Raw genomic sequence first — 13,644 nt, 5'->3', positions numbered from 1 at the left:
ATTCTAGCTGACTGGCACGAAGCGCCCGGTGCCGCTGATCAGTGCGGCGCGCACGGCCTCGCCCGGCTGCAGCGCTTGAACGGCCGCCACATAGCCGCGCATCTGCTCGAGGTAGGCCGGCTCGCGCTCCGGCGTGGCGCCCAGCTTGTAGTCCAGCACCCACCAGCTGCCGTCGCGACGCTGCACGAGGCGGTCGATGCGCTGGTCCTCCCCGTCCTGCCCCACGGCCACTTCATTGCCGGCCCAGAGCAGTTCGGCCGGGTCGAAGAAGGGGCGGCAGTCGGGGCTGGCGAGGATGGCTCGCGCCGCCTGCTCGTGCTGCTCGCGGGCCTTGGCGTCCAGGCCGAACGCCTGGGCCGACGCGGCCAGCAATACCTCCAGCGGCTGGGTCTGGCCGGGTGCCGAAACCCACTCCAGCACGCGGTGCAGGGCCTCGCCGACCCTGGCCTGGCGCTCGCTGCGGGCCGCGCCTTCGCGCGCGGGCGGCGCGGCCGGCGGCTGCCAGCGCGGCAGCGGCGCGAGGCGTGGCGCGGCGGCGTCGGTGCGCGCGCCGCTGTCCAGCGCGAAGGGCCAGGGCCGGGCCAGCGGCTGCAGCCGCTCCCACCAGCTCGTTGCCTGGCTGCGGCCGGGCGTGTGGCTGAGCACCAGCGCGCGGCGCGCCCGCGTCAGCGCGACGTAGAGGCCGTTGAGTTCCTCGCGCTCGCGCTCGCGGCGTTCGTCGTCGACCAGCGCCTGCAGCGACGGCGGCGGCCGGGCCTCGGAAGCGAGGAAGGCCGCGCGGCGCGGCGCCGGCCGGCCCACGGGCCAGTCGAGCAGCAGGCCCAGGGTCTCGGCCTTGGGTGGCGCGGCGTCGGTGTCGAGCAGCAAGACCACCTCGGCCTCCAGGCCCTTGGCGCCGTGGATGGTCAGCAGTTGCACCGCGTCGAGCGCGGCAGCGGGCACGAACTTGATCGGCCGGCTCTTCAGCGCACGGACGAAGCCGTAGAGCTGGGCGTAGCGGCCGCCGTCCAGCTCCAGCGCCGCATGCAGCAGGGCCTGCACGCCCTGCAGGCGCACGGCCGCGTCCGCCGCGGGCACGGCGGCGGCGATGCGGGGCAGCAACTCGCCTTCCTGGACGATGCGGTCCAGCAGCTCGTGCGGCGTGCGCAGGCGGGCCTGCGCGGCCCAGCCGCGCAGCAGGGCTTGGGCGCGCGCCAGCGCCGGGCTGGGTGAAGCCAGGTCTTGCAGCGCGTCCCACCAGCCGCGCCGCTCGGCCGGCGGCCGGCCCAGCCATTCGGCCGTGCCGGCGGCCTCGGCCAGTGCGAGCAGATCGGCCTCGGACGCGCCGAACAGGGGGCTGCGCAGCGCGCGGGCCAGGGACAGGTCGTGGCCCGGCGAGGCCAGCACGTCCAGCAGGGCCAGCAGGTCGGCCACGTCGGGCTGCGCGGCCAGCGGCTGCTCCTCGGGCGCGGCATGGGGCACGCCGGCGGCGGTCAGCGCGGCGCTGAGCTGGCGCAGCGGGTCGCGCTTGCGGGCCAGCACAAAGACATCGCCGGGCTTGAGCTCGGGGCGCTCGCGCAGCAGGCCCACGATGGCCGCGCAGACGCGCTCGCACTCGGGCGCGCGGCGGCTGACCTCGGCCTCGTGGCGGGCCTCGGTCAGGCTGGGGCGCCAGCGCAGCGGGTCGGCCTCGGCCGCAGGCGGCGCGGCGCTGACCTCGGCGTCCAGCGCCCACAGGCCGGCCAGCTCGTCGACCTCGGCCACCTCGGTCGTGTGCAGGCGGAAGCCCTCGTAGGCGCCGGCGCGCTGGGCGCCGTCGAAGGCCGCGTTGACGGCGGCCAGCACCTCGGGCGCGTTGCGCCGCGTGTGGTCGCAGGCCAGGCGCACGCCGCCCAGGCCCTCGCAGACGAAGTCCTGGGCCGCGGCGAACACGCGCGGGTCGGCGCGGCGGAAGCGGTAGATGCTCTGCTTGGGGTCGCCGACGATGAAGACCGACGGCGCAGCACCGCCGCCCGCGCCGGCATAGGCCTGCAGCCAGCCATGCAGGGCCTGCCATTGCAGCGGGCTGGTGTCCTGGAACTCGTCGATCAGCAGATGGCGCAGCTGCGCGTCCAGCCGCTGCTGCACCCAGCCGGCCGTCTGCGCATCGCCCAGCAGCGCCAGCGCGCCGCGCTCCAGGTCGTTCATGTCGACCAGGCCACGCTCGCGCTTCAACACCTCGAAGGCGTCCACCAGCACCAGGGCCAGGCGGCGCATCGCGGCATGCTCGTCGGCGGCGCGCTGCTGGACGATGGCCGCGCGCAGATGCAGCAGCTCACCGCAGAGTTCGTCGAAGTCGGCGCTGTCGACGCCCAGCTTGCGCGGCTCGCCCTTCAGCGTGAACAGCGCGGCGAAGGCGGCGTCGAAATCCCCGGCCTGCTCCAGCGCGACGGCGGCGTCCTGCGCCTTCTTGCCCTTGGCCGCCCCGAGCTGCCGTGCCAGCGCAAGCAAGGGCTCGCGCAGATGCCCGAAGAACTGCTCCGGCGTCGTGCCCAGCAGCTCGACGGCGCCGGGCAGGCTGCCCTCCAGCACGCCGGCGGCCTCGGCGAGGCGCAGCTCCACGCGCTTGGCGAAGGCGCCCAGCAGCCACTCGCGCAGGTTGTAGCGGCCGCGCGATTGCGTCAGCGCCTGGAAGTCCGCCCGAAGCGCCGCGTCCGCCAGCACGGCGACGTGGAAGCGCCGCCACAGCGTGGGCATCAGTTCCTCCTCGTCCTCGACGAGCTGCAGCTCGGGCGCCAGCCCCAGGCCCTGCAGGAAGGCCAGCGGTGCCGCGCGCAGCAGCTGCGAGAACCAGCCGTGGAAGGTGCGCACCTCGACGGCACGCCCCGCCCGCAGCAGCTCCGTCTGCAGTGCCGCGAGGCGCGGCCGCAGCGCGACGGCCGCGTCGGCCGCAATGCCGCGCTGGCGCAGCGCCGCGAGCTGCTCGGCCTCGGGCGCCTGCGCGAACTCGGCCAGCCATTCGGCCAAGCGCTGGCGCATCTCGCCGGCGGCCTTGCGCGTGAAGGTGATGGCGACGATCTGCTGCGGCTCGGCGCCCGCCAGCAGCGCTCGCAGGATGCGCGACACCAGCATCCAGGTCTTGCCGGCGCCGGCGCAGGCCTCGACGACGATGCTGCGCGCCGGGTCGCAGGCCAGCGCGTAGAAGCGCTCGCGCGGGATGCGGTGGCCGTCGGCCCAATACGCCAAATCAGGGGCGAGTTCGGTCATGTCCAGTCGTCCTTGCGGCACAGGCCGCGCGCCTCGCAGAAGTCGCAGACGCGGCCCTCGCCGAGCGCGGGCAGCGGCGCGCCATCGTGCATCGCCAAGAGGTCGGCCTGCAGGCCGTCGCGCAGCGCGAGGGCTGTGTCGCTGACGTCCTCGTGCGGCAGCAGCGCAATGCCCTTGCCGTCGTCCAGCACGAGGTAGGCGGCGCGCAGCCCGGGCTCGGCGCCGCTCAGCAGCGCATAGGTGGCGAGCTGGGTGTCCTCCAGCCGCGCGGCCAGCTTGTCCTTCAGCGCCTTCGCATCGCCGGTCTTGTAGTCGAGCAGCCAGGTGCCGGTGGGTGAGTCGTCGATGCGGTCGATGCGGCCCTTGACGACCAGTGCCTGCAGCGGCGCGGCAAACGGCCGGGCCTCGCGGTCCACCTCGCCGGCCGCATAGCGCTGGCCGGCGGCCTCCGTCTCGGCCAGCCAGGCGAGATAGTGCGGGCGCAGCCGCTCGAAGGCGGCCGAGAAGGGCAGGAAGTCGGCGGCATCCAGCAGCGCGAGCTCGGCCTCGGCGGCGGCGCGCAGCGCGGCGTCGTCATCGCCGCCGCGGGACTCGTGGAAGCGCTTCAGCACCGCGTGCAGCCAGGTGCCGTAGTCGCGCTTGCCCAGCTCCTGCTCCAGTTCGTCGGCCTCGCGCAGGCCGAGCAGCACGCGGCTGAAAAACTGGTAGGGGCAGTTGCGCAGCGCGTCGATGGCGCTGGCGCTGAGGGCCGCGGGCAGACGGCCGGCGGCATCCGCGCCCGGCCGGGCCTGCGGCCGCGGCGGCGTGTCGACCGGCTCGCGCTCGTCGGCCCAGGCCGGCAGCGCGAGCCCGGCCCGCGCCGCCGCGCCGGCCAGGCGCTCCAGCAGCGGGCTGGGCGGCAGCGGCTCGGCACCGGCGAAGGCGCAGCGCAGCAGCGTCAGCACCGGCGCGCGCAGCAGCTGCGCAAAGGCCTGCACCTCGGCCGCGCGGCGCTCGGCCAGGCTGGGCAGGCCCAGGGCTGCCGCGTCGGCATCGGCCAGCAGCCCGGCCTGCGGGTTGACCGGCCCCAGCGTGGCGGCGTCCGCGCCGGGCAGCACGATGGCGCCGAAGGGCCGCAGCATCGCGCGGGCCAGCGGCGTGATGACGACCTCGGCCGCACCCGCCTCCTGGGCCGGCTCGAACTGGGCGGCCTCCAGCGTGTCGTCCACCCAGGCCAGGAATTCATCGGGCCGCAGCCGGGTCTGCGCCAGCGCCTCCTCGTGGGCACTGCCGGCCCAGGGGTTGCGCGAGATCCACAGCGCGTCCAGCAGCGCCTCGCCGCCCTCGACCTCGGCCAGCGGCGCCAGGCCGTGCAGCGCCTGGCCCAGCGCGACCAGCCAGCCCGCCAGCGAGCGTGCGCCGCCGGCCAGCGGCTCCAGCTGGCGCCGCGCCCGCTGCCAGGCCGCGCCGGCCGCCGGCGGCAGCGCGGCCGCGTCGAGCTGGGCGGCCTGGCGCCAGCCGAAGCGGCGGCAGCGGGCCTCCAGCCCTTGGACGTCCCAGCCGGCCGCGAGCGCGGACTTCAGCCAGGCCAGCCAGTCGTCCACGGCACCGCCGGCCAGGGCCGCGCGCAGCAGGGCCATGACGGCGGCGGCGGCGGGCGTCGTCGCCAGCGTCCAGCCGGTCTCGTCATGCACCGGCACGCCCTGGCGGGCCAGCAAGGCGCGCACGCGGCGGATGACGACGCGGTCCTGGGCCAGCAGCGCGACCGGCCGGCGGCCGGCGTTCAGGTGCTGGATGACGGCCGTGGCGGCCTGCGCGGCCAGCGTCTCGAAGTCCGGCGCGACGGCTTCTTCCACGCGCGCCGTGGGCTGGAAGCCGGCCCAGGCCTGGTCGAGGTCCAGGTCGGCGTCCAGGCACAGGGCGGGCACGTCACCGGCCAGCAGGGCCTGGGCCAGCGGATCGGGGCCGCCGGCGCGCAGCCAGATCCAGGCGCTGGGGCGCAGCGCGAACAGCGCGTCGGTGGCCGGCTGGCGCTCGTCGGCCGCCACCCAGGCCAGCGCGACCTGGGCCAGCGCGCGTTCCAGCAGGCCCGGGCCGGCGTCCAGCAGCGCGAGACGCTGGTGGGCCATGTCGAGGAAGGCCGGGCGCGCAGCGGGCGGCACCTGGGCCGCGGCACGCGCCAGGGCCTGGGCGGTGTCGACGAGGCGGGCCAGCGCGACACGGTAGTCGCGCAGGTTGCCGCGCTTGAGCGGCTGCACCCAGCTCTGGCCGGCCAGCAGGCGGTCGGCCGTGAAGGCGTCGATGGCGGCGTCGCCCGAGAGCTGGCCGGGCCGGGCCAGCGCCGTCGGCCCCAGGGCCGAGGCGAGGCTGTGGCTGGTCGCGATGCGCGGCATCCAGCCGCCGCGGGCCAGGAAGGCGCGCCGCGCCGGCGCCAGCTGCTGGGCAAAGGGCAGCAGCAGCACGGCGTCGCGCAACGGGACGCCGCGCTCGTCCAGCCAGGCTGCGCAGCTGCCGGCGACGCGGCACCAGAACGCATCGATGTCTTCACCGGGCGCCAGGCCCAGGCTGATGGCTTGCAATGGGGCCTCCCGCCCTCAGGTTCGTCGCCCCGGCGACCGTCGGGGCAAAGTGGCTATGTCACAATCATTTTGCCTATTCGGACGCTGCCCTCGCGGCAGCCGCCACCCCTTTGAGGCCAAGGAACCCTCCCATGAGCAGCGAATTGATCAAGCATGTTTCCGACGCGTCCTTCGACGCCGACGTGATCCAGTCCGGCAAGCCCGTGCTGGTGGACTACTGGGCCGAGTGGTGCGGCCCCTGCAAGATGATCGCGCCCATCCTGGACGAGGTCGCCACCGGCTACGGCGACAAGCTGCAGATCGCCAAGATGAACGTCGACGAGAACCGCGAGGTTCCCGCCAAGTTCGGCATCCGCGGCATCCCGACGCTGATGCTGTTCAAGGACGGCCAGCTCGCCGCGACCAAGGTCGGCGCCCTGTCCAAGGCCCAGTTGACCGCCTTCCTAGACGCGAACCTATAATCGCGTCCAACTGCTGCGGCGCCTGACGGATAGTTGAGGCGCCTCCCGGCTCCCCGCCGCAGCAGCCAAAGCCAACACGCCCCGGGCGCCCTGGTCACGAACCAGGCCCCAGCCAGCGTGGACCCGGCGCCCCACCCCACCACAAAAGCCGTCGAATCCGCGTCGCTCGCCGTTTGAGCGGCTGCCCATTCGGCCCTGTTCCGGGGCGACCTTGGAATCGCCGTTGCGCCTTGGCTGGCGTTGCGGCCCCTGACGGGTGTTCACCCATGCATCTTTCCGAACTCAAAGCCCTTCACGTCTCCGCCCTCATCAAGATGGGCGAGGAGCTGGAGATCGACAACGTCTCGCGCCTGCGCAAGCAGGAGCTGATGTTCGCCATCATGAAGAAGCGCGCCAAGGCCGGCGAGCAGGTCTTCGGCGACGGCGTGCTCGAAGTGCTGCCCGACGGCTTCGGCTTCCTGCGCTCGATCGAAGCCAGCTTCATGGCGTCGACGGACGACATCTACCTGTCGCCCAGCCAGATCCGCCGCTTCAACCTGCACACCGGCGACCTGGTGGAAGGCGAGGTGCGCGTGCCCAAGGACGGCGAGCGCTACTTCGCCCTCGTGAAGGTCGACCGTGTCAACGGCCAGACGCCCGAGGAGAGCAAGAACAAGATCATGTTCGAGAACTTGACGCCCTTGTTCCCCAAGGAGCAGTTCAAGCTCGAACGCGAAGCCTACAAGGGCGAGGAGAACATCACCGGCCGCATCATCGACTTGGTGGCACCGCTGGGCAAAGGCCAGCGCGCGCTGATCGTCGCGCAGCCCAAGACCGGCAAGACCGAGATGATGAAGAGCATCGCCCATGCTCTCGTCGCCAACGCGCCGGACTGCCACCTCATCGTGCTGCTCGTCGACGAGCGCCCCGAGGAAGTGACCGAGATGATCCGCACCGTGCGCGGCGAGGTCATCAGCTCCACCTTCGACGAGCCCGCCGCCCGCCATGTGCAGGTGGCCGAGATGGTCATCGAGCGCGCCAAGCGCCTGGTGGAGCTGAAGAAGGACGTCATCATCCTGCTGGACTCGATCACCCGCCTGGCCCGCGCCTACAACAACGTGCTGCCCAGCTCCGGCAAGGTCATGTCCGGCGGCGTCGACTCCAACGCGCTGCAGCGCCCCAAGCGCTTCTTCGGCGCGGCCCGCAACATCGAGGAAGGCGGCTCGCTGACGATCATCGGCACCGCGCTGATCGACACCGGCTCGCTGATGGACCAGGTGATCTACGAAGAGTTCAAGGGCACCGGCAACTGCGAAATCCATCTGGATCGCCGCATGGCCGAGAAGCGCGTCTACCCGTCCATCCTGATCAACAAGTCCGGCACGCGCCGCGAGGAACTGCTGCTCAAGCCCGAGATCCTGCAAAAGAGCTGGATCCTGCGCAAGCTGCTCTACAACATGGACGAGATCGAGGCGATGGAGTTCATCCTCGACAAGATGAAGGCGTCGAAGAACAACCTGGACTTCTTCGACATGATGCGGCGCGGCGGCTGACCTTCGGCCCAGAAACTAGCCAGACCGCGGGCAAGCCGGCTACAATCGCCGGTTTTCCGCCCCAGAACACCCGGAAAGTGCGTCACAGCGTGTGGCGTGGCTCCCGACCTAAGCCGAGAGGTTCCCATGAAAGAAGGCATTCACCCCAACTACCGCGACGTCGTCTTCGTCGACCTGTCCAACGGCTTCCAGTTCGTGACGCGCTCCACCGTCCAGACCAAGGAAACCATCGAGCTCGACGGCAAGACCATGCCGCTGGTGAAGCTGGAAACCACCAGCGAATCGCACCCCTTCTACACGGGCACGCAGAAGAGCGTGGACAACCTGGGCGGCCGCGTCGAGAAGTTCCGCAACAAGTTCGCTCACCTCAAGAAGTAATTCGTCGAGGCGGTCCCGCACCGCTTCCGAAAGCAAGGGCAGCCTCGGCTGCCCTTCGTCGTTTCTGCGTCATTTGTGCTGCATCATGCCGGCCGACCCGACCGAAGCCCAACGCGTGAACCTCCCCACCCCCGCCATCGTCGCCGAGCGCGGCGCGCAGCGCCTGCCGCGCCTGGCGCTGATCCTGCTGTGCGCGGCCTATGTGCTGCCCGGCCTCTTCGGCCGCGAGCCCTGGCGCAATGCCGACCTGACGGCCTTCGGCTTCATGGCCAGCATCGCCGAGGGCCGCGCCCCGTGGTGGCAGCCGGCCATCGCCGGCATCCCGGCCGAGGGCGGCCCCCTGCCCTACTGGCTGGGCGCGCTGGCGATCAAGGCCCTGCCCTTCCTGGACGCACCGTTCGCCGCGCGCCTGCCCTATGCCCTCGTGCTGATCGGCGTGCTCGTCGCGGTCTGGTACGCCTGCTTCCACCTCGCCCGCACGGAGGCCGCGCAGCCAGTGGCCTTCGCCTTCGGCGGCGAGGCCCAGGTGGTCGACTACGCGCGCGCGCTGGCCGACGGCGCGCTGCTCGCGCTGATGGCCTCGCTGGGCCTGCTGCAACTGGGCCACGAGACGACGCCCGAGCTGCTGCAGCTGCTGGCCGTGTCGACCTACCTCTACGGGCTTGCCGCGGCCCCGTTCCGGCATACCCAGGCGCGCATCGCCGTGCTGCTGGCCCTGCCCGTGCTGGCGGCCAGCGGCGCGCCGACCGTGGCCTGCCTGCTCGGCGCGCTGGGCGTGCTGCTCAACCACCGCTCCAGCTACCGGGAGGCCAAGGCCCAGCGCGTCTGGCTGCTGGGCTCGCTGACGCTGGCCGTGCTGGCGGCCTGGGCCTTCGACGGCTGGGCCTGGCGCGTCAGTCCCGAGCCAGAGCTCGGCCCGCTGCTGAGCCTGCTCGCGTGGTTCTGCTGGCCCTCCGGCCCGCTGGCGCTGTGGACGCTGTGGCGCTGGCGCCGCCATGGCCTGCGCCGCCACATCACCGTGCCCTTCATCGCGCTGCTGGTGCCGCTGCTGGCCTGCGTCGCGATGGACGGCTCGGACCGCGCGCTGCTGCTGGCCCTGCCCTCGCTGGCCATCCTGGCCGCATTCGCGCTGCCCACGCTGAGCCGCGGTTTCTCGGCCGCGGTGGACTGGTTCTCGGTGTTCTTCTTCAGCGCGGCGGCGCTGTTCTTCTGGCTGTACTACGTGTCCATGCAGACCGGCTGGCCGGCGCGACCGCTGGCCAATATGCGCCGCCTGGCCGAGGGCTTCGAGCCGAGCTTCAACCTGCTGGCGCTGCTGCTGGCCATCGCCGCGACGGCCGCCTGGCTGGCCCTGGTGCGCTGGCGCACGGCGCGCCACCGCCATGCGCTGTGGAAGAGCCTGGCCCTGCCGGCCGGCGGCGTGGCCCTGGGCTGGCTGCTCGTCATGAGCCTGCTGCTGCCGGCGCTGGACTATGCGCGCGGCAACGGCCCCCTCGTGGCACGGCTGAAGGCCCATCTGCCGGCCGACGCCGGCTGCATGGCCGCCCCCGGGCAGAGCCTGGCGACGCTGTCGGCGCTGGAATGGCATGGCGGATGGCATGTGCAGGGTCGCGGCACGCTGGCCGGCGCTGCCTGCCAGCATGCCCTCGTCGACACAGGCGAGCCGACGCCACCGGGCTGGCGCGTCATCGCGCACGTCAGGCGCCCGACCGACCGCGGCAACAACGCCGGCTTCGTGCTGCTTGAGCGTCAGTGATCGCTCAGCGCCGCGTTGCTGAAGGCGGCCTCGTCGCCCAGCGCCGAATCGCTGGCCTGGCGCACGCGCGCGGCGGGGAAGAGCAGGCGGAAGCGCGAGCCCTTGCCGACCTCGCTCTGGATCATCAGCTCGCCGCCGTGGCGCTGCATCACGTGCTTGACGATGGACAGGCCCAGACCGGTGCCGCCGGTCTCGCGCGAGCGGCTGCCGTCCACGCGGTAGAAGCGCTCGGTCAGGCGCGGCAGATGCTCGCGCGCGATGCCGGGGCCGGTGTCGATGACGGTCAGCTCGCCGCTGCCGTCCTCGAGCAGCCGCCACGCGACCTCGACCTCACGGCCGTCGGGCGTGTAGCGCACCGCATTGGTCACGAGGTTGGCGACGGCACTGAGCAGCTCGCTCTCGATGCCGGCCAGCTCGACGCCGGTCAGCGGCTTCAGGCGCAGCGTGTGGCGGCCGGCAGACAGGGCCTCGGCATCCGCCGCGATGCGCAGCAGCAGGGAGTCCAGCGCCACCCAGCGGTCCGGCGCGGGGCGCGGGCTGCCTTCGAGCTGGGCCAGCGTCAGCAGATCGGCGACGAGGGTCTGCATGCGCTGGGTCTGCTGGCTCATCAGCACCAGCACGCGGTCGCGCTCGACGGCCGTCAGCGGCAGCGTGTGCAGGGTCTCGATGAAGCCGGACAGCACGGTCAGCGGCGTACGGATCTCGTGCGAGACGTTGGCGACGAAGTCGCGCCGCATCGCCTCGGAGCGCAGGCGCTCGGTGATGTCCAGCGACAGCACCAGGCGCTGGCCCTCGCCGTACTCGCGCACGATGATGGAGAGCGTGCCCGGGCCGCGGCCGTTGCCCAGCACCAGCGGCTCGGCGAAGCGCCCGGCCTGCAGATAGGCGACGAAGGCCGGCGCGCGCACGAGGTTGGTGATGCGCTGCTGCAGGTCGCGCTTGGGGTCGAGCGCGAAGTGGTCGGCCGCGGCGCGGTTGCACCACAGGATGTGCTCCTGCGCGTCCAGCATCAGCACGCCGTTGGGCGAGGCCTCGATGGCGGACAGGAACTGCTCCAGCTCCAGCCGGCCGCGTGCCACGGCGCGGTCGCGGTCGCGCATCGCGCGCTCGACGCGGTAGCCGAGCTCGCCCCACAGGCCGGAGTCGCGCGGCGCGCTGTCCTGCTGGTTGCCGCGCAGCCAGCTCAGCAGGCGGTGGCCGCGCACGGCGTCGAGCAGCAGCAGCAGGCCGACGCCGGCGACGACCCCGGCCCCCAGGCTCAGACCCTCGAAGCCGGTCGCCACGCGCAGCTCGGCACCGATGAGAAACCCGAGCAGCGCGGCCCCGAGGGCCTGCAGCAGTCGAGGCAACAACCAGGTCATGGGCTAGATGTACTCCGTTGAATTCGCGGGCCGAGCGCCGGGCCGCTCCCAAGCCGGCCCGCACCGGCGATGTGCTTGCGGCTCGATGCCGCAAGCATCGCCGCCCCCTCGGGAGGCCGGCCAAGGCGCGCCTTGGACGCGGGGCGCCATTTCAAGCCGAGAGCGCGCTGCTCTGCTGGGTCAGTCGGTAGCCGGCACCGCGGACGGTCTCGATCATGCGCGCGCACTGCACGCGCTCCAGCGCCTCGCGCAGGCGCTTGACGTGGACGTCGATGGTGCGCTCCTCGATGAAGACGTGGTCGCCCCAGACGCGATCCAGCAGCTGCGAGCGGCTGTGCACGCGCTCGGGGTGGGTCATCAGGAAGTGCAGCAGGCGGAACTCGGTAGGCCCAAGCTTGACCTCGACGCCTTCGCGGCTGACGCGGCGCGTGCCCGGGTCCAGCAGCAGCGGGCCGACCTCGACCGCGCTGTCCAGCGCCTCGGGCGCCTTGCGGCGCAGCACCGCGCGGATGCGGGCCAGCAGCTCGTTGGTCGAGAAGGGCTTGGTGACGTAGTCGTCGGCACCCGCGTCCAGGCCGGCGATCTTGTCGCCCTCCTCGGCGCGCGCCGTCAGCATGATGACGGGCAGCTCCTTCGTGCGCGCCGCGCCGCGCCACTGGCGGGCCAGGGCCACGCCGCTCTGGCCGGGCAGCATCCAGTCCAGCACGACGAGGTCGGGCAGCACGCGGTCCACTTCGTACTGGGCCGCCGTGGCGCTGCCGGCGAGGGTGACCTCGAAACCGGCGTGACGCAGATTGATGGAGATCAGCTCGGCGATCGCCGACTCGTCTTCCACCACCAGGATTCGACTCATGCTCACCTCACCATCGTTTCAACGGCTTCCGGCGTGTTGTGCCGGACGTCCTGACCCTTGACCACATAGATGACGACCTCGGCCAGGTTCTTGGCATGGTCGCCGACACGCTCGATGGCCTTCGCGACGAAGACCAGGTCGATGGAGGACGAGATCGTGCGCGGGTCTTCCATCATGTAGGTGATGAGCTTGCGCAGCAGGCCGTCGAATTCCTTGTCGATCTCGTCGTCGTGCTTGAGCACGTCCAGCGCGCGCTCGACGTCCAGGCGGGCGAAGGCGTCCAGCGCCTTGCGCAGCTGGCCGGTCGCGAGCTCGGCCTCGAAGGCCAGGTCCGACATCGGCACGCGCATGCGGCTGGAGACGCCGCTGGCCACCAGGCGCTGCACGGTGCGGGCGATGCGCGCGGCCTCGTCGCCGACGCGTTCGAGGTTGGCGATGCTCTTGCTGATCGCGATCAGCAGGCGCAGGTCGCGGGCCGTGGGCTGGCGGCGCGCGATGATGGTGGAGAGATCGCGGTCGATCTCGATTTCCATGGAGTTCACGCGGCCCTCGCGTGCCAGCACTTCGTCGGCCGACTCGGCGCTGAAGTCGCCGAGGGCCTGCACGGCCTGGGCCACCTGGGCCTCGACGAGGCCGCCCATTTCGAGCACGCGGGTCGAGATGCCGCTGAGCTCGGCGTCGAACTGGGTGGAGAGATGCTTGTCAACCATATCGTCCTCCTGCCGGGTCAGCCGAAGCGGCCGGTGATGTAGTCTTCCGTGTCCTTGCGCTTGGGCTTCATGAAGAGCTCGGCGGTGGGGCCGAACTCGATCAGGTCGCCCAGGTACATATAGGCCGTGTAGTCGGAGCAGCGCGCGGCCTGCTGCATGTTGTGGGTCACGATGGCCACGGTGTAGTCGCTCTTGAGTTCGTGGATGAGCTCCTCGATCTTGCCGGTGGAGATCGGGTCCAGCGCGGAGCAGGGCTCGTCGAGCAGCAGCACCTCGGGCTTGATCGCGATGCCGCGCGCGATGCACAGGCGCTGCTGCTGGCCGCCGGAGAGGCCGGCGCCGCTCTGGTTGAGCTTGTCCTTCACCTCGGTCCACAGGGCGGCCTTCTTCAGCGCCCACTCCACGCGCTCGTCCATCTCCACGCGCGGCAGCGTCTCGAACAGGCGCACGCCGAAGGCGATGTTGTCGTAGATCGACATCGGGAAGGGCGTGGGCTTCTGAAAGACCATGCCGACCTTGGCGCGAATCAGCGAGACGTCGTCGCGGCTGATCAGGATGTCTTCGCCGTCCAGCAGGATCTGGCCTTCGGCGCGCTGCTCGGGGTAGAGCTCAAACATGCGGTTGAGCGTGCGCAGCAGCGTGGACTTGCCGCAGCCAGACGGGCCGATGAAGGCGGTGACCTTCTGCTCGGGGATGTCGAGGTTGATGTTCTTCAGCGCGTGGAAGCTGCCGTAGTAGAAGTTCAGGTTGCGCACCGAGAGCTTGGCGCGCTCGCCCACGGGCGTTTCGATCTTGGCGTCCATGACCTGG

At 71.9% G+C, this 13,644-nt stretch carries 10 protein-coding genes; 4 read left to right on the top strand and 6 right to left on the bottom strand.

What is annotated here, in order from left to right; genetic code table 11:
* Positions 1-3: 3 nt before the first annotated feature.
* Positions 4-3,225, bottom strand: coding sequence for a UvrD-helicase domain-containing protein (locus tag NYP07_RS10745; RefSeq protein WP_268150198.1), 3,222 nt, complete (start codon positions 3,223-3,225; stop codon positions 4-6).
* Positions 3,222-5,783 (bottom strand): PD-(D/E)XK nuclease family protein, encoded by a 2,562-nt coding sequence (locus NYP07_RS10740; protein WP_268150196.1) that lies wholly within the window; start codon positions 5,781-5,783, stop codon positions 3,222-3,224. The genes NYP07_RS10745 and NYP07_RS10740 overlap by 4 nt, the downstream gene beginning before the upstream one ends.
* A gap of 131 nt (positions 5,784-5,914) precedes the next feature.
* Here NYP07_RS10740 and trxA point away from each other — a divergent pair, with 131 nt between their 5' ends.
* The 4 genes from trxA (at position 5,915) to NYP07_RS10720 (ending at position 9,910) form a co-directional block, all read left to right on the top strand.
* Positions 5,915-6,244 carry a thioredoxin TrxA gene (gene trxA, locus NYP07_RS10735; protein ID WP_056195487.1) on the top strand — a complete coding sequence of 110 codons (330 nt, stop codon included), beginning with the start codon at positions 5,915-5,917 and terminating at the stop codon, positions 6,242-6,244.
* A gap of 266 nt (positions 6,245-6,510) precedes the next feature.
* Positions 6,511-7,776: a transcription termination factor Rho gene (rho, locus tag NYP07_RS10730; RefSeq protein ID WP_268150190.1), complete on the top strand. Its 1,266-nt coding sequence runs from the start codon at positions 6,511-6,513 to the stop codon at positions 7,774-7,776.
* A 126-nt stretch (positions 7,777-7,902) separates the two neighbouring features.
* Positions 7,903-8,154, top strand: a complete 252-nt coding sequence (locus tag NYP07_RS10725; RefSeq protein WP_132574493.1) for a type B 50S ribosomal protein L31 — start codon at positions 7,903-7,905, stop codon at positions 8,152-8,154.
* A 115-nt stretch (positions 8,155-8,269) separates the two neighbouring features.
* Positions 8,270-9,910 carry a hypothetical protein gene (locus tag NYP07_RS10720; RefSeq protein ID WP_268150184.1) on the top strand — a complete coding sequence of 547 codons (1,641 nt, stop codon included), beginning with the start codon at positions 8,270-8,272 and terminating at the stop codon, positions 9,908-9,910.
* Here the strand turns inward: NYP07_RS10720 and phoR are convergent.
* From phoR to pstB, 4 genes are all read right to left on the bottom strand, one after another.
* The gene (phoR, locus tag NYP07_RS10715) at positions 9,904-11,271 is read right to left on the bottom strand and encodes a phosphate regulon sensor histidine kinase PhoR (protein WP_268150182.1); all 1,368 of its coding nucleotides are present in this window, start codon (positions 11,269-11,271) and stop codon (positions 9,904-9,906) included. The two genes, NYP07_RS10720 and phoR, sit on opposite strands and share 7 nt — an antisense overlap.
* Positions 11,272-11,422: 151 nt before the next feature.
* Positions 11,423-12,124 (bottom strand): phosphate regulon transcriptional regulator PhoB, encoded by a 702-nt coding sequence (gene phoB, locus NYP07_RS10710; RefSeq protein WP_268150180.1) that lies wholly within the window; start codon positions 12,122-12,124, stop codon positions 11,423-11,425.
* A gap of 2 nt (positions 12,125-12,126) precedes the next feature.
* Positions 12,127-12,834, bottom strand: a complete 708-nt coding sequence (phoU, locus tag NYP07_RS10705; protein WP_268150178.1) for a phosphate signaling complex protein PhoU — start codon at positions 12,832-12,834, stop codon at positions 12,127-12,129.
* A gap of 17 nt (positions 12,835-12,851) precedes the next feature.
* Positions 12,852-13,637, bottom strand: a complete 786-nt coding sequence (pstB, locus tag NYP07_RS10700; RefSeq protein ID WP_268150176.1) for a phosphate ABC transporter ATP-binding protein PstB — start codon at positions 13,635-13,637, stop codon at positions 12,852-12,854.
* Between the last annotated feature and the right edge of the window lie 7 nt (positions 13,638-13,644).

Source organism: Pelomonas aquatica, assembly GCF_026712205.1.
GTDB classification, from domain to species: Bacteria; Pseudomonadota; Gammaproteobacteria; order Burkholderiales; family Burkholderiaceae_C; genus Pelomonas; species Pelomonas aquatica.
This window is presented reverse-complemented; position numbering and strand designations above follow the sequence as displayed.

Coding starts and splice junctions, on each gene's coding strand:
- NYP07_RS10725 (WP_132574493.1), top strand. CDS start 7,903: ATGAAAGAAGGCATTCACCCCAACTACCGCGACGTCGTCTTCGTCGAC.
- phoB (WP_268150180.1), bottom strand. CDS start 12,124: ATGAGTCGAATCCTGGTGGTGGAAGACGAGTCGGCGATCGCCGAGCTG.
- phoR (WP_268150182.1), bottom strand. CDS start 11,271: ATGACCTGGTTGTTGCCTCGACTGCTGCAGGCCCTCGGGGCCGCGCTG.
- phoU (WP_268150178.1), bottom strand. CDS start 12,834: ATGGTTGACAAGCATCTCTCCACCCAGTTCGACGCCGAGCTCAGCGGC.
- rho (WP_268150190.1), top strand. CDS start 6,511: ATGCATCTTTCCGAACTCAAAGCCCTTCACGTCTCCGCCCTCATCAAG.
- trxA (WP_056195487.1), top strand. CDS start 5,915: ATGAGCAGCGAATTGATCAAGCATGTTTCCGACGCGTCCTTCGACGCC.
- pstB (WP_268150176.1), bottom strand. CDS start 13,637: ATGGACGCCAAGATCGAAACGCCCGTGGGCGAGCGCGCCAAGCTCTCG.
- NYP07_RS10745 (WP_268150198.1), bottom strand. CDS start 3,225: ATGACCGAACTCGCCCCTGATTTGGCGTATTGGGCCGACGGCCACCGC.